General features: G+C 39.3%; 15 protein-coding genes and 1 pseudogene. 4 read left to right on the top strand and 12 right to left on the bottom strand.

What is annotated here, in order from left to right:
* Positions 1–38 precede the first annotated feature (38 nt).
* Positions 39–5666, top strand: a complete 5628-nt coding sequence (locus tag AB6811_RS05310; RefSeq protein ID WP_369489403.1) for a lamin tail domain-containing protein — start codon at positions 39–41, stop codon at positions 5664–5666.
* Between the two features lie 3 nt (positions 5667–5669).
* On the opposite strand, the gene AB6811_RS05305 is transcribed toward AB6811_RS05310, so the two are convergent.
* Together AB6811_RS05305 and AB6811_RS05300 are read right to left on the bottom strand one after the other, a co-directional pair.
* The gene (locus AB6811_RS05305) at positions 5670–6158 is read right to left on the bottom strand and encodes a PD-(D/E)XK nuclease superfamily protein (RefSeq protein WP_369489402.1); all 489 of its coding nucleotides are present in this window, start codon (positions 6156–6158) and stop codon (positions 5670–5672) included.
* Positions 6158–7147, bottom strand: coding sequence for a DNA adenine methylase (locus tag AB6811_RS05300; RefSeq protein ID WP_369489401.1), 990 nt, complete (start codon positions 7145–7147; stop codon positions 6158–6160). The genes AB6811_RS05305 and AB6811_RS05300 overlap by 1 nt, the downstream gene beginning before the upstream one ends.
* A 91-nt stretch (positions 7148–7238) precedes the next feature.
* Here AB6811_RS05300 and AB6811_RS05295 point away from each other — a divergent pair, with 91 nt between their 5' ends.
* The 3 genes from AB6811_RS05295 (at position 7239) to AB6811_RS05285 (ending at position 10348) form a co-directional block, all read left to right on the top strand.
* Positions 7239–8027 (top strand): alpha/beta fold hydrolase, encoded by a 789-nt coding sequence (locus AB6811_RS05295; RefSeq protein WP_369489400.1) that lies wholly within the window; start codon positions 7239–7241, stop codon positions 8025–8027.
* Between the two features lie 216 nt (positions 8028–8243).
* Entirely contained in the window at positions 8244–8702 is a 459-nt protein-coding gene (locus tag AB6811_RS05290; RefSeq protein WP_369489399.1) for a deoxycytidylate deaminase, read from the top strand.
* 14 nt (positions 8703–8716) lie between these two features.
* Entirely contained in the window at positions 8717–10348 is a 1632-nt protein-coding gene (locus tag AB6811_RS05285; protein ID WP_369489398.1) for a S41 family peptidase, read from the top strand.
* A gap of 700 nt (positions 10349–11048) precedes the next feature.
* On the opposite strand, the gene AB6811_RS05280 is transcribed toward AB6811_RS05285, so the two are convergent.
* The 10 genes and pseudogenes from AB6811_RS05280 to AB6811_RS05235 all read right to left on the bottom strand — a co-directional run bounded on the left by AB6811_RS05280 (position 11049) and on the right by AB6811_RS05235 (position 20252).
* A complete protein-coding gene (locus AB6811_RS05280; protein ID WP_369489397.1) occupies positions 11049–11600 on the bottom strand; it encodes a GyrI-like domain-containing protein in 552 nt (183 codons plus the stop codon).
* A gap of 5 nt (positions 11601–11605) precedes the next feature.
* Positions 11606–12094 (bottom strand): annotated as a pseudogene (locus tag AB6811_RS05275) (isochorismatase family protein); the annotation flags it as partial.
* A gap of 21 nt (positions 12095–12115) precedes the next feature.
* Positions 12116–12526: a YybH family protein gene (locus tag AB6811_RS05270; RefSeq protein WP_369489396.1), complete on the bottom strand. Its 411-nt coding sequence runs from the start codon at positions 12524–12526 to the stop codon at positions 12116–12118.
* A gap of 4 nt (positions 12527–12530) precedes the next feature.
* The gene (locus AB6811_RS05265) at positions 12531–14000 is read right to left on the bottom strand and encodes a serine hydrolase domain-containing protein (protein WP_369489395.1); all 1470 of its coding nucleotides are present in this window, start codon (positions 13998–14000) and stop codon (positions 12531–12533) included.
* Between the two features lie 12 nt (positions 14001–14012).
* Entirely contained in the window at positions 14013–16328 is a 2316-nt protein-coding gene (locus tag AB6811_RS05260) for a TonB-dependent receptor (RefSeq protein WP_369489394.1), read from the bottom strand.
* A gap of 129 nt (positions 16329–16457) precedes the next feature.
* Positions 16458–17636 carry a hypothetical protein gene (locus AB6811_RS05255; protein ID WP_369489393.1) on the bottom strand — a complete coding sequence of 393 codons (1179 nt, stop codon included), beginning with the start codon at positions 17634–17636 and terminating at the stop codon, positions 16458–16460.
* A gap of 10 nt (positions 17637–17646) precedes the next feature.
* Positions 17647–18072 (bottom strand): nuclear transport factor 2 family protein, encoded by a 426-nt coding sequence (locus AB6811_RS05250; RefSeq protein ID WP_369489392.1) that lies wholly within the window; start codon positions 18070–18072, stop codon positions 17647–17649.
* Positions 18073–18135: 63 nt separating this feature from the next.
* A complete protein-coding gene (locus tag AB6811_RS05245) occupies positions 18136–18513 on the bottom strand; it encodes a VOC family protein (RefSeq protein WP_369489391.1) in 378 nt (125 codons plus the stop codon).
* Between the two features lies 1 nt (position 18514).
* Positions 18515–19489 (bottom strand): TolB family protein, encoded by a 975-nt coding sequence (locus tag AB6811_RS05240; protein WP_369489390.1) that lies wholly within the window; start codon positions 19487–19489, stop codon positions 18515–18517.
* Position 19490: 1 nt separating this feature from the next.
* Complete coding sequence (locus AB6811_RS05235; RefSeq protein ID WP_369489389.1) at positions 19491–20252, bottom strand: TolB-like translocation protein; 762 nt, start codon at positions 20250–20252, stop codon at positions 19491–19493.
* Positions 20253–20547 lie beyond the last annotated feature (295 nt).

The following is a 20547-nucleotide window of genomic DNA, read 5'->3' as shown; positions in this document are numbered from 1 at the left end:
TTCGTAAATTTTGATTGTAAAATTATACAATAGTTTAAATGCGAGTAACGGTCATAACTTTTTTAACACTACTTGCGAGCTTGACTTTTGGGCAGCAAGTGGTAACCTTCAACTTTGAATCGGGTGATTTATCGGAATGGTCTCAGAAACCCGAAAACCGTTGGTCAATTAGCACAAACAGTCCACTCTCGGGGAGCGCCTCGCTAAGGCACAGCTTTGACAATAGCATTGCATACACCGATACCATTTATAGGACTTTACCGGCGTGGGATATTGAAAAAGGTGATGTTACATGGCGATTTTTGATACGTCACGGTTACGACCCTTCGGCATCGAATAGCTGGTGGGTTTACCTGATGGCAAACGATGAAATTGCAAATTCAAATGAATCGGGGTACGCTGTGGGTGTTAACCTAACCAGCAGCGATGACCTATTAAAGCTTTGGCGAATCGATAATGGTTCGGCTCAGGTTATACTAACCTCCACTCTTAACTGGCAAACACAAATTGGCACCGGGAAAGCAGGAGCAATTGAGGTTACCAGAACTTTTGACGGAAATTTTACCCTCCGGGCATCAGTTAGCGGTAACTTCAGCACCTTAACCACCTACGGAACAGTTTATGATTTTAGCTACAAGAACTTTAACATTTTCGGGATTGGTTACCGTTACTCATCGGCACAGGACATGAAGCTCTGGGCCGATGATATTTCGTTCATCTATCAGCCAATTAACCCAAACGACCGAACAACAGCAGTGTTAACCCCATCGCAACAGGTTGTACCAACCGATATCATATCTACATCAACATCAGAGGAAAATTGCGTGGATGTTTTACGCTTTCGTATTACCGATGCGGGGTCTGGTGATGGTTTGCCTACATATGTTAAGCGAATGACTATCAAAAATCCCGACCCTGAAAACGCATCGTGGAGTAGCCTGCTTGGTGGAATAACCCTGAAGAAGGATGGGCAACTTATCCCAACTCAAACCGTGAGCATAACCGACCAACAGCTAACCATTGAGGTGGATAGCTCGCTTGCCACAGTCCCCGACGGCCAGCATACGGAGTTCACACTTGGTGTTTATCTTAAGGATAGCAACATTCCCGATAACCTCAACCTTTTGTTTGAGATAGATAACGAAAACCATGGTTTTCAATCGAGCCTGTGGGGGTCGGGATTTGCTCATACCTTCCCGGCCATGGTGCAATCGGGAATCTTCACCATTAGGGTAAACGCTACACAGGCTATGTTCCGCAACATATCGCCTGTTGCCATTATTGGCAAACCCTTTGGTCTGGAAGTAGCCGCTACCGATACTAATGGTAATACCGATGCCGACTATGGAGGTCAGATAACCCTGAGCCTTGCAGAGGGCAACGGAAGTCTTAGCTCTTTAAATGGGCTTAGCCGAGTAGCTATACAGGGCATTGCCAAATGGGACAGCCTTTTATACGACAGGTTCGGTAGAATCCGTATTATGGCCGCTGGTGAAAACATAAACACGGATATTAGCGATGAAATAGTTATTGGTTACGATACCACCTCGTATGCGGCAGTTCCGGGAAATCAGGTGTCATCGTTCGATATCAGTTCAATGGCAACAAGTCCCTCACAGGCTAATGAACTAATGCGATTTCGTATTACCGATACCGGCAGCGATGGTGCACCAACCCATCTCATGAAAATGCGTTTGTACAGGGCAAATACGGTAAATGCGGCAACGCTAAACAAAGCAATTGAGGGCGTTATAGTAAAACTAGGAGTCAACTATATCTCATTTTCCAATGTCGATATAAAAACTTCAACCATCGATATTACATTCCCACCTGGCGCATTAACCATCCCCGATGGTCAAACCGTCGAATTGGGTATATGGGTGTACTTGAAGAATAGCGGTATATCCGATAATCAAACCATTCAACTATATATCGATAAGTTAAATCCGGGTTTTGAGGCCTACGATATAGGAAGCCGATTCGCTACTAAATTCCCAACCAATATTAACTCGGCAATAGCCACAATTAGGGTAAGTGCTACAAAGCTAAGCTTTACCTCGACTCCCACCCGTGTCGGGGTAAACGAACCATTTACTGTTAAGCTTAAACCCACCGATGCAAACGGGAATGCAGATGTTAACTTCGCTGGTAACGTGGAATTGCTTCTTGGTTCGGGCATTGGTGAACTTGAGTTGATATCGGAAAATCCAGCGCCAATTATAAATGGCGAAGCTCTGCTTGAAGCCAACTATTCCACTCCCGGGGTATTCACCCTCACAGCACGAAACCCAAGCCTTAACGATGCTGTATCGGGCAACATCACCTGTGGCGATGCCGATGGTTTTGCTGCACCTTTAATTCAGCCTACCGATACGGTTATTTTTACCCCAAATAACAGCTACGCTGCAGCAGCACAGGAAATTATTCGCTTTAAACTGAAAGACCCCGGTAGTACTGACGGTCTGCCGTTAAATGTTAGCCGAATAAAATTACTCGCATTCAATCCAAGCAGTTTACCAGAGCTAGCCCGAATGGTTCAAGGATTTGTTTTGGATAATGGCACAATAACAATTGCGCCAAAATCGTACTCGTTTAGCGGTAATGTTCTTCAAATCGATTTCAACGAGGGTGACGTTGTGGTAAGCAATGCCGACTCGGCCAACATTATTCTCAAATTCTTTTTAAAGGACAGAAACCTGGAGGATGCTTTTCGGTTTCAGTTCTATATTCCATCTAGCAATCACGGCTGGACTGCCTTCGAAAACAGCACAGCATTTAACAGCACCTTCCCTTCCACCATTTACGGTAGACCCTGCCGTATTGAGGTACAGGCCGACAGGCTAAAGTTCTTAACCCAGCCCTTTGGGGTTAATCCCAATGAACCCTTTAGCGTTAGCGTAATGGCCTGCGACTCACGTGGTAACGTTGACCGTGAATTTCAGGCTTATGCAGCCCTTGAAGTTTATAATGGTACGGGCAGCCTTATTGTTAACCCACTCATACAACCTCTGGACAATGGTATTGCCTCTTGGAACGGCGTAAAACTCACAGCCACTGGAACATACCGGCTTAAATCGTACTTTGGCTGGTTGGCCGACGCCATATCGGAAAATATCTACTGTGGGTACAACCACGCATGCCCAGTTAGTGAGTCCTTTGAGAGTATTCTTCCTGCATGGAGCGGTATTGAAAACTGGACAACCTCGCGAACCGATCCAATAACCGGGGAATACTCACTTGCCCATGCCGGCGACCCCGCTGCAAATCAATCGGTACTGAGCATTCCTATTGAAACAACCCTGCTGGGGAAAGCCTCTGAGTGGAGCATAACCATCAGAAATGGGAGCTGGGATCCATCGTCGGAAAACTACTTTTACCTGGCGTTTGCCTCAACGCATGAAAATCCGATGGATACACAAGCTGAGGGTTATGCCGTAGGCATAAACCCATCAAGTGGGAACGATAACATTGCGGTTTGGCAGTTTAAGGAAGGTAAGCGAACCAACATTATTCTATCAGCTTTTGACTGGAACGAAAATGACCAGGTTAAGATTACCGTTACCCTGTCGCCCAACGGAACCATAAAACTATGGTTTACACCAAAATCAACAGGGCTTAAAACCTTTGGAGGCGAAGCTAAGATTGCAGTACCTCAGTGCAGCTACATGGCATTTGTATTTGTCTACACAGCAAGCCGCGCTGGTCAACTTTGGATTGATGACCTGAGCCTTTGTACTACCGATTTTGCACCAGTTATCAGCAGCGCTCGGGCTACAAACCTAAACACAGTTAGAGTTAGCTTTTCCAAACCTGTTTCAATTCAATCGGCACAGAACATTCAGAACTATCAACTTAAAACGCTAACAAACCAAAATATCGGCATATACTCCATAAGGATTGACGGTAACCAAATGGTTTCAATAACCACACAAAAATTGCCTTTTGAAAAGTTAAAATTGGTGGTAAGGAATATCGAAGATGTGAATGGATACAGCCTCCCCGATAGCATTGAACTTGGTTTCACAGCCCAGGGTAACATGGGAAGGTTGATTTTTAACGAGATAATGGCAAACCCTGTACCTTCAAATGGCCTTCCGGAGTACGAATACATTGAACTTTTTAACCCTGGAACCGATACTGTTTTTACCGAGGGTTGGAAACTTACCCTAAACGATAAAACTGTTACAATGCCCGCCGATACAATTCCACCAAAATCGTATGCGCTGGTTGGCGGAACAACCGCCATGAATAACTTTAATGTGTACGGTAAAACCATCGCCATTACATCGTTTCCTGCATTACTCAACGATGGTATGCTACTAAGGCTGTACGATCAGCAAGGGAATCTGATAGGATTTGCAAACTACACAAAGGAATGGTATAACGACTCTACCCGGAACGGCGGTGGTTACTCGCTTGAGTGTATCGACTATTCAAACCTTGCCGAGGGCAAGAACAACTGGCGTGCAAGTATAGCAAGCGAGGGAGGAACTCCCTGTGCACCAAACTCGGTAATGGCAATAAATCCCGATGTCACCCCGCCTCAACTATGCTATGTTGAAGTCCCCGATGCTAAAACCATTCGGTTATCCTTCAGTGAGTCAATGGATAGCCTAACTGCAACGCTTCACGAAAACTATATAACAGAGCTTGGTATAAATAACATAAACATCGGAGAACTTTATACGCGGGTTACCGTTGAACTAACAGAACCGTTGGAAGCTGAAAAAAAATACGAGATATCCATTTCTGGTTTAACCGATTTTGCAGGGAATGCTATTCCCGACACAACAATACGGATAGGCTTACCTCAACTTGCCAGTGAGGGCGATATTGTGATAAACGAAATACTATTCAACCCCTATGTTAGCGGAACCGATTTTGTTGAGCTATTCAACCGGTCAAGTAAATGTTTTGACCTATCGCAGGTAAAAATTGCCAACCGAAACGAAACTGACCTTTCCCTAAAAGACCCCAATAGCGCATCACCTATACCCTGGCTTTTTTCCCCAGGCGATTATGCCCTAATTACTACAAATCCTAACCAAGTGACCCAGTTCTACTCCTGCCAAAACCCTTCGTCTTTTATCAAAACTTCCAGATTAGCTGCCTTTAACAACGATAAAGGTTACGTAGTGTTATTAAATTCAGAAAATGAAGTGATTGATGAATTGCGATATACCGAGAAAATGCACAACAAATTGCTTAACGATTATAAGGGAGTGTCGCTTGAACGCATAAATCCCAGCATGCCAACCAACCAATCAAGCACATGGCAATCGGCTGCACAGACAGCCGGATTTGCCACACCAACATACCGTAACTCACAGTACTCTGAGCTAAGCGGAGGAAAAAGCAACTTCAGCTTAACACCTGAAACCTTCTCGCCCGATGGCGATGGCCGTGATGACTACCTCCTCATCAATTACCAGCTACCTGAACCCGGATATGTTGCAAACATCAGGGTTTTCAATGCTAACGGCATTGAAATCAACAGGCTTGCAAATAATATGACCCTTGGAACCTCGGGGCAACTCCGATGGGATGGAACCGATACCAAAAACCGACGGGTAAATTCAGGAATTTACATTGTTTACTTTGAATACTTCAATCTTTCGGGCGAGGTTAAACGCGAAAAGAAAACCTGCGTGGTTGGATATAGGTAGAATTTATTGAAACGTATTGTTAGCCCAAGTAAAAAATTCAGTTAGGTTGAAGACATGGATTTGCTTTGAACTGTTTGTTTCATTAGAATATTTTTTTAATGCAACAGCATCTTTTAACCATTTAATTGCACCTTGTTTCCAGCCCTGTCCATCAATAATAATGATAATTGTATTTTCTGGCATTGCTTCAATAGCATTTAGATACAAGTAGGGTAATTTTTCATCAACAGAACCTGACACTTGTTGCCATTTACATTCTATTCGTGCACAAATATCATATCTTTCTGAAAGTAATAAGAATTCTGTATTACCATCGTGATTATAGATTGTAGTAAATGGAACATTCACCAATAATAACTCTTTTCCATATCTTTCTCTGTTTTTTTCCCAATCCCTATATTTTACTACTTCAAACCCCTTTCCACTAAAAACAGATACTACGGTTCTTTCTAATTGATTTCCTGTTTTATTGCTTTTACTTCCTTTTTCCATCAAGCTATAGAATAATTAGTTACAACTATTTCGTTTATTAACCCACGCTTTAGTGGATTGGAATTTATCATTCTTTTGGCAGGAACTCTAATAATATTGAAATTTTGGTAAATGGAATCAAAAAAATCATCATTAGGATCTACATTTTTAGGGTCGGAATTGCTTAACATTTGCATCACACCTTGTTCATTCAATATGTAAAATAGTTTTGAAAGCCTAATTTGTTCTGAATCGGAAAAATCATTCTTACTATAATGTTTGAAATTGGCGGTTTTACTTATTGGACGGTAAGGGGGATCAAAGTATATGAATGCATTTGATTTAATATCCTGTAAAACTGAATAAAAATCTGCTTTTTTTATTTCGGCTATTTGAAGCACCTTATGAACGGCCAATAAATTTTGCTCATCGCAAATTGTGGGATTTTCATAATCACCCACGGGGGAGTTAAATTCACCCTTGGAGTTAACCCTATATAAACCGTTAAAACAGGTTCGATTTAAAAAGATTAGTTGAGCAGCACGTGGAACCCAATTTTCAGAATACTTATCGTAGTCAATATTAAATCTTTGAAGATTATAATTTGTTCTCTGTTCATAAAAGTATTCTTCTCTACTTTTTCTGTCTAGACTGCGATATGTTTTTTGATATCTATAAAGAAATTCAAGTAATTTGGATACATCCTTCTGAATTACTCTATAAGTCAATACAAGTTCTTCGTTTATGTCGTAAAGAAAAGCACTTGCAACATCATAGTTTTGTGCAATATCAAAAAACACAGCACCACTCCCAAGAAACGGTTCGTAATAGTTTTTTATCTTTTTTTGTTTCAAATCTTTGGGGTATAAATCTTTAAACAAAGGCAATAACTGTGTTTTACCCCCTGCCCATTTCAGGAAAGGTTTTGCTTCAAATTGTTTTGGGTTGAAAAGATCTTCAACCACCGAATCATTTTCTATGTCGGTTTTATAGTTCCGCTTCTTAGTCATAGAATATAATTATCATACAAATTTAGTGTTTTCTTTATTTTTTTTTAGGCATAATGTTGATATTTTATACTTTTGACAAAAGCAATTTGTTATGGAAGGCTATATTGAACTCCCCAAGTGTACCCTAAGGTACCGGATTAGCGGAAGTGGTCCGGCAGTGGTGCTTTTACATGGTTATCTGGAGAACCTCACCATTTGGGAGGAGTTAACCATGGAACTCGAACCCGATTACACTGTCCTTGCAGTAGACCTACCGGGTCATGGCAAATCCATTTGCAAGGAGGAGGTGATTGGCATGGATTTCATAGCCGATAGCGTTAGTGCTGTAATGCGGGCGGTGTCAATTAGCAAAGCACATCTAGTTGGACACTCCATGGGCGGATACGCAAGCTTAGCCTTTGCCGAACGATACCCAAACTGGCTCACAGGGCTTTGCCTGCTCCATTCAACCCCCAATGCCGATACTCATGAGAAACGTTCAGCTCGCATGGCCGATATCAAACTTGTAAAAGAAGGTAAAAAGGAGCAAATTGTTGAAAACAACATTCCTCGCTTATTTGCCAACCATAACCAACAGAAACTTATGGGCGAAATAAATCATATGAAATCAATCGCCCGCAGCACAAGCGATTCAGGAATTGTTGGAGCACTTAACGGTATGGCTCAGCGTCCCGACCGAAATCACATTATTGAACAAGCGCTGTTCCCCGTTACAATGATATTTGGCAAGCACGATAACCTGATATCAATGGAAGTGGCTCAAACCCTTGAAGAACGCCATAGAAAAGCAAGAACAATTTACCTTGAAAATTCGGGACACATGGGCTTTATTGAGGAGCCAGAACAAACTTTCTCAGCAATTAAATCGATACTAAAGTAAGATTTAAAGAAACTTAAGTGTTGGATTAAAGGAAACCGCTCCACGTATTAGAATTATTAGCTTTACTGCTAATGCACTTAGGATAATACATTAATGCTAAGCACTAATTGGAGTCAAACAAACATTTTGCTTGTTTACCTGCACTTGTAACTGTTATTTTTTAATAAATTTCGACATTGTTTAAAATCGCAGTTTCCTTAAAGTTATCTTTATAGCATGGAAAAAAGCAAGTATCCATACGGAACCAAGCAGCCCCAATTTGATAGGCGTTACATGCAAATGGCAAAAATTTGGGCTAAAAACTCATACTGCAAACGCAGGCAGGTTGGTGCACTCATTGTTAAGGAACGTATGATTATTTCCGATGGTTATAACGGAACGCCATCGGGGTTTGAGAATATTTGTGAGGATGAGACCGGTAAAACCAAGCCTTACGTTTTACACGCCGAGGCAAATGCAATAACCAAAGTGGCAAAGTCGAGCAATAGCTCTGAGGGAGCCACCCTTTATGTTACATCATCACCCTGTATGGAATGCTCCAAACTGATTATTCAGGCAGGCATACGCAGAGTGGTTTACTGCGATGAGTATCACAATCTTGATGGAATTGAACTCTTGAAACGTGCAGGCATTGAGGTTGTGAAAATTGAAATTGACGATATTAATGAATTTTGACAAGCTGAAATACCATGAGCTACCCAAACTCTAGGAAAGATATTATTTACCCAGTAGTCATAGCCATTGTGCTAGTTATTGGAGTTGCCCTTGGGCTGATTCTAGGCGGAAGAGTTGAGAAACCCAACCTACTCGTTTACCCACGCACCGATAAGCTCAGCAACGTTATTCGTTACATTGCCGATGAGTATGTCGATACCATTTCAACGGAGACTTTAGTTGAGAATACCATACCAGCAGTGCTTAAAAACCTCGACCCTCACTCGGTTTACATACCGGCTAAGGATTTACAATCGGTAAATGAACCACTGGAGGGAGGCTTCGACGGTATTGGTATCCAGTTTAATATGAACAACGATACTGTAGTGGTTATTAACACCATTCCCGGTGGCCCATCGGAAAAATTAGGAATACTGGCCGGCGATAGAATTGTTAAGGTAAACGGGAAGAACATTGCCGGTGTAAAATTCCCCATGGATAGTGTTCCTAAGCTGCTTAAAGGACCTACCGGAACAAGAGTAAAGGTAAGCATTAAGCGAACCGACGTTCCTGATCTAATAGATTTTGACATTGTCAGGGATAAAATACCCATTTATAGCGTTGATGTAGCCTATATGCCCACAAAGGATATTGGTTATATCAAAATCAACACCTTTGCCAAAACCACCTACAAGGAGTTCCTTGAGGCAATGGTAAAGCTAACCGAAAAGGGCATGACCAAGCTTATTCTCGACCTACGCAGTAATAGTGGAGGCTACATGGATGCAGCCATTAACATTGCCAATGAGTTTCTTCCTGCCAACAGGTTGATTGTTTACACCCAGGGGAAAAACCGTCCACGACAGGAAGCAAAATCGAACGGAAAAGGTTTCTTTCAGGATTTACCACTCACCATTCTTATCGATGAATTCTCGGCATCGGCGAGTGAAATTCTTGCTGGTGCAATACAGGATAACGACCGTGGAATCATAGTTGGTCGTCGTTCGTTCGGTAAAGGATTGGTGCAGGAGCAGGTTTACTTTTCCGATGGCTCAGCCCTTAGGCTAACCATTGCCCGCTATTACACCCCTTCGGGGCGTAGCATCCAAAAACCATACAAACCTGGCGACGAGGAATACTTTTACGAAATTGGAAACCGTTACCTGCATGGAGAGTTTCAGAATGCCGATAGCATTCAGTTTGCCGATTCGCTCAAGTATTACACCGTTGGCGGCAGAACGGTTTACGGCGGAGGCGGAATCATGCCCGATTTCTTTGTTCCACTCGATACTGCTGGAATCACCCCCTACTATCAGCAGGTTTCGCGCCGAAACCTTATTTACCGCTACGCCTTTAAGTTTGCCGATGAGCACAGGAAGCAAACCCGTGGCATGAAGAGTTTCGACGAGGTTGACCGTTACCTCAAAAAGTTTAATATTATGGCCGATTTTGTTGCCTTTGCTAAACAAAATGGGGTTGATCCTGATTCCAATGATTTAGCCAAATCAAAGCTGATTATTGAAACCCAACTAAAGGCAACCATTGCCCGAAATATCATCGACAACGAGGGCTTTTACCCCTACATTCGATATATTGACGAAACCCTGATTAAAGCCATAGACCTATGCGAGAAAGGCAACTGCATTTTGCCCTTAAATAGGAATTAGTTGATGGTGTAATGGAATGGAACACAGATAACGCAGATTTTGCTGAATTACACTGAGAAACACCGTGTAACTTTGTGTAGTACTGTGATACTGGTATAGTTGATAATTGATGGGTTAATAAAGTTGATAGGATTCTTAAGAGAATAAATTTAGGCTTAAGGGACATTTTTCAGGATGGCATAGTATTTACTCCAAGAAATATCAAACTTTGGAGGATTTGAAGGTTATGAACAAAAAATTTTGCTTTTACTAAAGGGAAGGATAATGAATAAAGGGATGGAAACCAAATTTTTAAATGCAACCTTTACCATCAACTTTTTTTTTGGAGGGTTAGGTCGCAAACAAAATAATTGTACTTTATAAAAAGCATTTACTCTTGAAATAGTCAATAAATATGGGTTTATTAGCGGTAAGCCTTCTAGACCATCCCAAACTGTTAAGGTATTACTAACATGTAGTTATAAACAGATTCTTTCTGATTCTGCTTACCTGACAAACAAAAATATTAATTAAAGATGCTTCTTTTGTAAAACATTAAAAAAATAAATGAGCTAAATGTGTCTATTAGAATAAACCATCTAAATAAACTGAATTTTGTCTATTATGTTGAGAATTTTTATAAAACAGGGGGATCGTTATTTTGCGAAAACACCCCCTCGATTTTTCACCTTTACATAAAAATTTAAATTTTTAAAATCCTTTACAAAATTGCTTTTCTATATTCAATTTTCTTTTTTGGTATATCATAAATTTCCATAATTGCTCCTTCTTCATCGAATCCATTCTCCTTAACGTATTTGTTCAATGCAGGGTAAACCTTCATAATGCCAAATATTACCGATAGCTTTCCCCTGTAGGGGAACTCTGCCACAATGTACTTGCCTTTGGGGCAGGTTTTGATTTTGAAGTTGCCCTCTAGTTCGCTTACCCTGTGAATGTCAGATTCTTCCAAGATACAACCTAACTCGGAGCGCAACTTGCTGGTTTCAACTTTTTGCGGATTATCGTAATAGATTCCAAAACCCTTGAAGGTTTCGATTTTGTAATCGTTAAGCAGAGAGTAGTAAACCCTATCCATAACCACACCGCTTTGGCGGTAATCGCCCGTCATCTCTTCGTATACAAGGGTTTCGCCACCCTGTTCAACCACACTAAATTGGATGCTCCTAAATACACCCCAGTAGGCTGCAAAGCCTAAAACAAATGCAACTATTGCTGCAACAACAATGATGATGATTTGAAAAGTTTTCATAACGATTATGATTTGAGTTGTAATTGATTATTTTTTAGTTCAAATATTTTAACGCCCATCAAGGTGAGTTCATTCTCTGTTTTCTTAACCAGCTCTGCGGCATTCTTTGCCCAGTTGGAATGACCATTTTTAAGGATTGAAACACCGAAACCATTTTTTACTCCGCCTAGGCAGGTGAACTTTAAGCAGTGCTGCGTTGATAGGCCACAAACCAAAATTTCATCAACGTTTTTTGATGACAATATACTATCAAGATCGGTATTTGTAAAAGCATTCCCGTGATTTTTTTGTAGAACGATCCTCTCTGAACACATATTTACCCTGTTATCAATTTCCCAATCGGTGGTGTTGGGAGTTAGCATCTTGTTAATATGCTGAATGTAAATTATTGTAAAGCCCTTGCTGCTGTATTGCTCAATGGCAGCATTTACTGTTTTAAAGAATAGATCGGTATTGTAAAAACCTCTCCGCCTTGTTAGCCCTTTCAGAATATCGACTAAAAGTAATCAATTTTTTTATAGCGCTTCAACAGCTTTTGTCAACGACCAATGGGTTTGAATAATCTTCCAATTATTATCATCTTGAAGTTGATAAACCTCGGTGCAGTTCCACCTTACAACCTTTTCCTCTATGCATGATTCTAAATTGTAGGTTAATACGGCCATCCTATCGAGCCATTGCACTTTGGGATTTATCATTTTGTACTTTTCAACAAATACCTTTCCTCGGATATTTTCGTACAGTTCCGTTAGGTTTTCCAACCCGTCAATTCGCTTCTCTGACATAGGGTCGAAGTAAACAACGTCTTCATCGGATATTTCGATGAACCCGCTGGGATCGCCATTGTTCCATCGTTCAAGGGCGTTTACCTCCATCGTAATTATTGTTTTTGTTACATCGGTAACCATTTCGTTAAATTCAGTCACATTTTTATCTAGTGGTTTTTGGGAATAGTACAAGTATTAGTAAGCTTAATGCTAGTGCAGGGGTAACATACACCAGCAAGCTGGCAATTCTTGGGAAAATTGATGTAAAGAAAATGTAATCCTGACTCACCGCCCAGATATAAATTGTAGAAATAAGTAACAAAAGTAAGGTGAGCACAATTCGGTTTTTGTATTCTCTTTTCGAAAACGGAGCGAAGTTTCGGAAAGATTGGCTAATGCCAAATCCAACTTGTATTGCCAGCCATAAGATTAGTAGGATTAGAAGGCCTAACGCTACCCAAAGAATCTTTTCGCTGGTGTAAATTATGCTCATCCCAACTCGCTCATATCCTGCGTATTGCACCCAGCGGGTTAGCACTTTTGCAAAGAATGGCCAGCTTCGCTGGCTATTGGTAAGAATTACAATAGCATCGCCTGTTTCGGGAATAGCGTGGAAGTGGGTCATCCACCCCGTTCCCTGCCCGCCGTGTGCAACCGCCAGCTTTCCATTGGGTAAGTCCTCTAAAAAATGACCAAATCCGTAGGAATCGAATGCAAGTCCATAGAAACCAAGCCTATTTACCGAGGATGCGTGGAGCTGAAGGATGCTTTTTTGGTTTAGCACATTGCCAATATTTTCAGAATTCATCATTCCAGCACAAACAAATTTGGCAATATCGTCAACGGTGGAAAATAGCCCACCCGAGGCCTTCTCGGGGTAAACATAGGGAACAATTGGATTGCTCAGAAAATCGTATCCGTTGGGAATACTGTTGGCAAAACTGCTACGCCATTCGAAGCTGGAGTGCTTCATTCCCAGGGGAAGCAAAACCTCTTGCTCCATATATTGGGAGAAACTCATACCTGTTACCTCTTCAATTAGCAACTCAAGGAGATGGTACCCCACGTTAGAGTATTCAAATCGTAAACCAGGTTCGCAATTTGACAGAGCATTCTGGGTTAGGCTTTCCTTTAGCGATGGCATTTGCTCTGTTGGGACGTATCGCACACCAATTGTACCCAAGGACAAACCCGAAGTATGGTTAAGTAAATGTCGAGTCGTTATTCTGGTTGTGGAAAAGTTCGATTTTGGGAATTCCCAAGTCTTTAAATATTCTACAACTGGTGTGTCGAGATCAATTTTACCCTGCTCAACCAGCTTCATTACACCCCACGCCGTTACCGATTTTGATATGGATTCAACACGACAAATATCAGATGTTGACATTCTTCGGCCTGTTTCAACATTGGCATACCCATAGGCGTTTGTAAATGCCACTTTCCCATTCTTAATAACCGCAACAATTGCGCCCGGGATCTTGTACAACGACATAAGAGAAGGGATTTCCTTGTTAAGCTGTACAAAAAATTCGGTTTCAGAATTCTCTCTGGGGCTTGCTATTCCTTTGGCAATATTTCCAAAGTCCAGTAGGATTAAGAAGATGAATATTAGTATGTTTTGAACTTTACTCATACTAACCAATATTTAAAACTCTATTTTGTAGCTAACAAAAGGCACTGGACTAGTAAAAAAATCGTCCTCTACCTCTTGGGTTTGCAGATTGTACTTCTTTCCCAAGTACTGCTTGCCAATTATATTCTTTACCTGTAAGGCAAATACCGAGGATGCTTCCATGTGATTGATACGGTAAGTTATCGTTAAATCGGATATGGTTTCGAGTGTTGAATGCCGATAAATGAATGGCATTTGCTCGTTGTAAACAATATCGCCCCTTAACTGGGTTTCTTCAATATCAACAGGTTGGTGCCAGTAGGGACCAAAAAAAGCTACTTTGAAATTTATCCCTAGCAGATTTTTTCCCCCTATTGTCCATTCTTTCCCTCCAACCAGATTTATTACATAGCCACCGCTATATCTTGATTTACGTTTGACGCCGTTACCATCTGTGTATTCCGACTTATATAACGAAGAAGTGATAAGGTAATAGCATCTATCTTTTAGGAAACGTTCTAGAGTTACATCAATCCCAATATTTTGGCCTTCCCCTTCATTTGCTAACGATTTATCGAACGTCCAGTCGCTCATGAAGTTTATCATCGAGTACATTTCCCCAACAACAACCGGAACATTATAAAGGTATTGGTAGTATGGCTCGACCTTAATGCGAAGATGTTGAACTGGCGAGAAATCGTAACCCAGCACAAAGTGGTGCGCCCCCATTCTCTTCAGTTTCATATTGGGGAAGTACGATTCTCCTGTTTGGGAATTGGTTTTAGTTACAAAGTAAACGAATAGCGGCTCTATCTGACTATGGTTACCGTATCCTACAGATAGCCGATTTTTAGGGTTTGCCTGCCAACTGGCCGACAGGCGTGGTTCAACCCGTAGTACATTATTCAGTTCAAACCACGACACGTTTGCCCCGGCGTTGAAGTAGAAGTTTTGAGTTACTGAATACTTTGCCTGAGCAAATGCCTTTACAACGGTACAGGCTCCATCACCACTCAAAAAGTTTCCGTAATCGCCAGTTTGGAAATCTCTTGAATCGCCATTTAACGAATAGAAATGCAGGTTGGCATCAAAACCAGTTTTAAAACTTAAACGAGATGATGATGCAATGGATAGTGTTGAGTTTATTGTTACCATTCCCTCTGTACTCTCAACATAAAACAGGGGATGCAAAACCGATGGTGTTTCTTCAAATAATCTAGACTCCTCTTTGTACTTATGTTGCCCTGAATTTAGGGCGAGGGTTGTTCTTAGATGTGCCTTTGTGGTAAGGCCTTGGGTGTGGGTAATCCCTGCAACTCCCATATTGTAGTTGAACTTCATTTTCACCCTGTTTTCGGGGTATATCCATTCATCAACCTCGTTGTAGCCTTTCATACTACTTTCGCTTAACCCTCCTATTCCCCATATTGAAAACTGCCCAGCCTTTGCCGTTGGCAAATGAATTTTAAATGATAGATCCTGATAAATTGGTAGTTCGTTGGCCCCCTTCACCTCAGGCAGAAGTGGGAAGATTAGAGCCATTGTTGAGTAGCGATAGTTGATGAGGAATGAACTGCCTTGATTCTTTTTAAATGGCCCCTCGGCTGCGGCTTCAATTCCCTGAACACCAACTTGGAAAGCGTACTCGTGCCTTTGGCTATTGCCATTACGCAACTTCATATCGAAAACACCTGCTGAGGCGTTTCCGAACTCGGCGGGGAAAGCGCCCGTATAGAAATCGGAGTTGGCCAGCAGCTGGCTACTAAACATTGTTAATCCACCGCCACCCGCAATATTTGAGCCCGAGAAATGGCTTGGCACAGGAATATCGACCCCTTCCAACCTCCAAAGCAATCCCTTTGGTGCATTGCCTCTAACCACAATGGCATTTTGGTGAGCGGCAACAGGAGTAACCCCAGCGAAGTTACCGGCCATTCTACCCGGATCATCGAGCGCACCTGCGTATCGCCTTGCCTCCTCAACCGAGAATGTGCGGGCGCTTACGGTTGCCATGCTGTTTATGGGCTTATCCTTACGGATGGTTGCCTTTACCACTATGCCCTCAAGTTCCGATACGGATTGCTCCAAGCCTAAATCAAGCACAACCTCTCTTCCCGATCCAACCAGGAGTTCAGGAATTATCAAAGGTTCATACCCCATAAAGCTAACTTGTAGGTTATATCGACCCACCTCAACCTTTTCTAGTAGAAATCTGCCATCCAAATCGGAAGTAACCCCTCTGTTTTTATCAATAAGAATAATATTTGCACCAGGAAGTGGTTTTTTGGTAATTACATCGTAAACTACCCCACGTATTGTTTGGGTTGGATTTTGCGCTAGACATGACATTGTTGAAGTTACTAATGATAACAAACATATTAGAGATGCTTTCATGACTTAACTATTGTAATTTTTATGAACATGTTTGGTTAAGTTTAATGGAATTAACATTAGCTATTATTTAATTATGTAATAAAACTATTTAATCATTCTTAATAAATCTTCTAAATATAGGTTATCAATCAATATCTTAGTCTTCCAATTCTTATCAAATCTATCCAAAATCAACGATTGAATTAATCCTGAATAGTAAAATTTGTTTTCGTCCTGTCTATTCATATTTCTTGAGATTTCATTAATTTGCTTTTTAAAAAAAATAACCCTATTTTCATAATAATTAAATTTTTTAAAATCTTTAATTTGGGGAAATGGTGTATATTTTTTACTTTTTGCAGCCTCAACTCCAATTGATAACTCAGCATATTTAGCAGTACCCTCTAACCATTCTCTTTGCTTTTCAAATAATACACACTGATCTGAAATGTGTGCTAATTCTCTTCTTTTATCTCTAGCCTCGATGAATTTATTTAAATACAACTTTGCTAATGAATCATCAGAAGTTTCATATGCAAGCATTAGGAATTTTGCCTCGTTATTCCATCCATCAATATTTGATTGATTATTCCAAGGATATGAATCAGTTTGGGCGTTTGAAAATTCTGCATTATTGAATTTTTTTTCATTGCTTTCACCTTGTAATGCATGAAAAGCCTCATGAGATAATGTACTAATGTAATCCTCTGGTGTTCCCATAATCATTTTCCAAAAAAAACGGTATGGGAAAATTTGCTTTAATACTGAAGGCAATTCCTCCTTAAAGCCATTATAAAACGCAACAGCAGAATACTCATATGTTTGAAGAGAGGCAACCCATCTGTCACCTACTTTTACAACAAAGTTTTCGGGAACAACTTTAATATCAGTTGTTTTTTGACGATAATAAGAATTTCCAAAAAAAAGATCATTATCAACAATTTCCCATTCTCCCCCTAATTGAATATTTTGAGGTACTTTAAACCACCCTTTCGGCGGTTTATCATAACCAATAAGAAAAATAAAATATTCGTTATATACAATTATTGGAATTTTCATTGCGCTCCAACCGGGGTATACATTTTCACCAATGCTTCTTTGTAAGTTTTGAAATTCTGCAATATATATTTTCTGTTCATTATCAAGATGATCCTGATATTTTGATTGTTTAGGTAAATTAATATTAGTTATTACTAATATGATGATTACTGAAAAAACAAAAAATAATAACAACATTAATGTTTTAAAAAATAACCTAAACATTATTTTAATAATTTTTATCATATGTTAATGATTATGAATGTTTATAAAATATCTTAGTAGCAATCCTCCACCCTTCCTCAAACTTATACATACATATATAATCAGTGTATAAATGCGTTCCAGAAGTATATACTTCAATAATTGCAACTGCAGCGTATCCAGTTACTTTTACCTCAGTAAATTTGAAAGTCACATTAGGATCTAAAGGTCCTGGTTTTTTTTCAAATTTCTCAACCCAATATTTGGCAGGAAGCTTTGTTAATGTTCCATTTTTAAAAATAACAATGTCGCATTCAGGATGCCATCCTTTACTAACTAATGATGCATCTCCTTTAAGAAATATTCCCTCAATATAGGATTGAACAATTACATCTTTAATTTTTTCAACATCATCTTGTTGTGAAAAAGAGAATAATGGAGTAATCAAAATACTCATTATTAGAATTTGTGTTTTCATATTTATACTTTTAATTTATTAATTATGTTTGTAAATACGCATTGACATTTAAGATTTCGCACATTAATTATGTTGTCCTATCAGCAAGATATACCCATTTACGTCTTTAATGGCAAACTGCTTAAATGGTGAATCAATCAAGGGAACAATTACATTAACCGAATCTTTAATTTCGGCATACATTCCCTCAATATTTTCAACTTCAATGTAAATATTGAAGGAGCCATCGATAGTTTTCTCTTTAAGCTCAGGTATAACCATCCCGATGCTTTCGTTTGTTTCAAACATTATAAAACTATCTCTTACACCAAACTTCACCCAAACAGGTTTCTCCTTCGGGTATTTTGATATAATGTTCAACTTCAAAATACCATTGTAAAACTCTATAGTTTTATCAATATCTTTTGTAACAAACTCTGGGATAATACTTTTAACGTACATCTTATTGCTTTAATTTAATTATTAAACTACTATCTATAGTATATACATCTCCATTTCCGTTTTGTGGGCGATTAAGTATTTCAATTATTTTCTCATAAGATAAGGGTGTCTCCGTAAAGTCTAGGTTATATCTATAACTTGAGAATATAATGTGCTTTTTATCTGGGGTTAGATTTGGACAATAATCCATTCCGTTTGAGTTTACCTCACTTCCCATATTCAATGGCTTACTCCAGTTCCCATTAATTGACCTAAAGCTGATGTACATATCTCCTCCTCCAAAACCTCCAGGTATTGTTGTTGTGAAAATCAAGTAGTCCTCATTTGGCGAGATGAAAGGATCCCATTCAGGAAAATCATTTGAACATATTGGCAACTTCTCGTAACCAGAGTAGTTCCCATTATTATTAATAGAATAGTACAAATCTGTTCTATTAAAATCAACGAATTTATTAGGACTTAATAAATCTGAATGGAAATATACATTACCATTTAACGAAACGGTTGGATACATTTCATTTTTGTTTGGGGTATTAAACTCTAATAATTTAATATTACCCCAGCTTTTACCAACCCTTTCAAGCCTCCAGATATTCCAGTCTCTTAATGTATCCTCATCATTTATTGGCCTATCTGAACAGAAATAAAGATACTTACCATCTTCACTAATAAATGGATCGGCATCGTTATAAAAGCCTGAAAAATTTGCTACCTTAGGATTTGACCAAGATCCATTTGAAAAAATACTTGTTAGTATAACAAACAAATCAGATCTATGTCTAATACAATAGTACAGTTCGTCTTGCGTAGGAGTTAATGTACATCCAAATTCATTTAAACCAGTCGACACAATTCCTGGTAAAAAAAGTTCAGGCGACCGTTTTGAAGCCGAAACTTTAGTTTCAATATTTTGTGACTGGGAATGTAAATTTCCAATAAATAAAATTATTGGGATAACAAAAACAATTCTTTTCATATTATTTGATTTTTAGGGTTTTTAGTGCCTCGATATAATCTGTTTTCACAATATAAATATTTGTACGCCCATTGTTATATGATCTCAAGAAATTATATACATCTTGTGTGCTTTTAAAAGCATTTTCAGGCATATCGTAAGGTTCAATCCGATTGCTAACAAAAAATAAGTATTCAAAATTTGAACTCATAAAGGGCGAGGAATCAAAGTTTTTGGAATTTACCTTTTCTCCAAGGTTTATTGGGTTTGTCCAACCTTTGTTTGGATCTTTGTAACTTATATAAATATCTCCATTGCCAAAGTCTCCTTCTCTATAACTTTTGTAAAGAAGAAACGACTCATCGGGAGCAACATATGGGCTCTCGTCGCTTTGCTTACTATTTAATGGTTCTGGCAAACATTGAGGTTCACTATAAACACCATTTATAAACTCTGAAAAATAAATATCGCTATCACCAACTCCTGATGGTTTATCGGAACAGAAATATAGGTTACCATTATTTGCAATAGCTGGACAATATTCATAATTTGTCGTATTAATTATTTCGTCCAAAGGTTTTGGCTCTGCCCAAACATCATTTTCTTTTTTTGAATACCAGATATTAAAATCCTTGTTGGGAAAGTTTCCTTTAATTGGTCTATTTGAACTAAAGAAAAGGTAGGCTCCGTCAGGACTTAAGTATGGGTCACTATCTTTGAACAAACCTGAAAAGGGAAGGACATAAGCATCCGACCAAGTATTTCCATCAAATCTCATCGACATAAGAACTGAAAGTTTGTAGGGTGGACTTGTAACTGAAAAACAAGCTCATCACCTTTGCTATTTATTGTTACTTTACAGTCATTTAAATCTGTCGAAAGAGTATTGGGAGCAAAAACCCGAGTTCTATCCATGTTTTTAAGATTATTCGACTCCAATAGTAAAAATTGGTTTTGTGAATATGACAGTTTAAATGATAAAAGCAAACATAAAAACATTATACTTTTCATAATTTAAATTATTAATTAAACAATCAATTAACTTTAATTTATCTTGTTTTAACGTTAGTAAATGAATA

The sequence above is a fragment of the Tenuifilum sp. 4138str genome, assembly GCF_041102575.1.
GTDB lineage: Bacteria > Bacteroidota > Bacteroidia > Bacteroidales > Tenuifilaceae > Tenuifilum > Tenuifilum osseticum.
This window is presented reverse-complemented; position numbering and strand designations above follow the sequence as displayed.

Bases quoted from the DNA above. Each gene is read 5' to 3' on its own strand.
- AB6811_RS05310 (WP_369489403.1), top strand. From the start codon at position 39: ATGCGAGTAACGGTCATAACTTTTTTAACACTACTTGCGAGCTTGACT.
- AB6811_RS05305 (WP_369489402.1), bottom strand. From the start codon at position 6,158: ATGGAAAAAGGAAGTAAAAGCAATAAAACAGGAAATCAATTAGAAAGA.
- AB6811_RS05300 (WP_369489401.1), bottom strand. From the start codon at position 7,147: ATGACTAAGAAGCGGAACTATAAAACCGACATAGAAAATGATTCGGTG.
- AB6811_RS05295 (WP_369489400.1), top strand. From the start codon at position 7,239: ATGGAAGGCTATATTGAACTCCCCAAGTGTACCCTAAGGTACCGGATT.
- AB6811_RS05290 (WP_369489399.1), top strand. From the start codon at position 8,244: ATGGAAAAAAGCAAGTATCCATACGGAACCAAGCAGCCCCAATTTGAT.
- AB6811_RS05285 (WP_369489398.1), top strand. From the start codon at position 8,717: ATGAGCTACCCAAACTCTAGGAAAGATATTATTTACCCAGTAGTCATA.
- AB6811_RS05280 (WP_369489397.1), bottom strand. From the start codon at position 11,600: ATGAAAACTTTTCAAATCATCATCATTGTTGTTGCAGCAATAGTTGCA.
- AB6811_RS05265 (WP_369489395.1), bottom strand. From the start codon at position 14,000: ATGAGTAAAGTTCAAAACATACTAATATTCATCTTCTTAATCCTACTG.
- AB6811_RS05260 (WP_369489394.1), bottom strand. From the start codon at position 16,328: ATGTCATGTCTAGCGCAAAATCCAACCCAAACAATACGTGGGGTAGTT.
- AB6811_RS05255 (WP_369489393.1), bottom strand. From the start codon at position 17,636: ATGATAAAAATTATTAAAATAATGTTTAGGTTATTTTTTAAAACATTA.
- AB6811_RS05250 (WP_369489392.1), bottom strand. From the start codon at position 18,072: ATGAAAACACAAATTCTAATAATGAGTATTTTGATTACTCCATTATTC.
- AB6811_RS05245 (WP_369489391.1), bottom strand. From the start codon at position 18,513: ATGTACGTTAAAAGTATTATCCCAGAGTTTGTTACAAAAGATATTGAT.
- AB6811_RS05240 (WP_369489390.1), bottom strand. From the start codon at position 19,489: ATGAAAAGAATTGTTTTTGTTATCCCAATAATTTTATTTATTGGAAAT.
- AB6811_RS05235 (WP_369489389.1), bottom strand. From the start codon at position 20,252: ATGTCGATGAGATTTGATGGAAATACTTGGTCGGATGCTTATGTCCTT.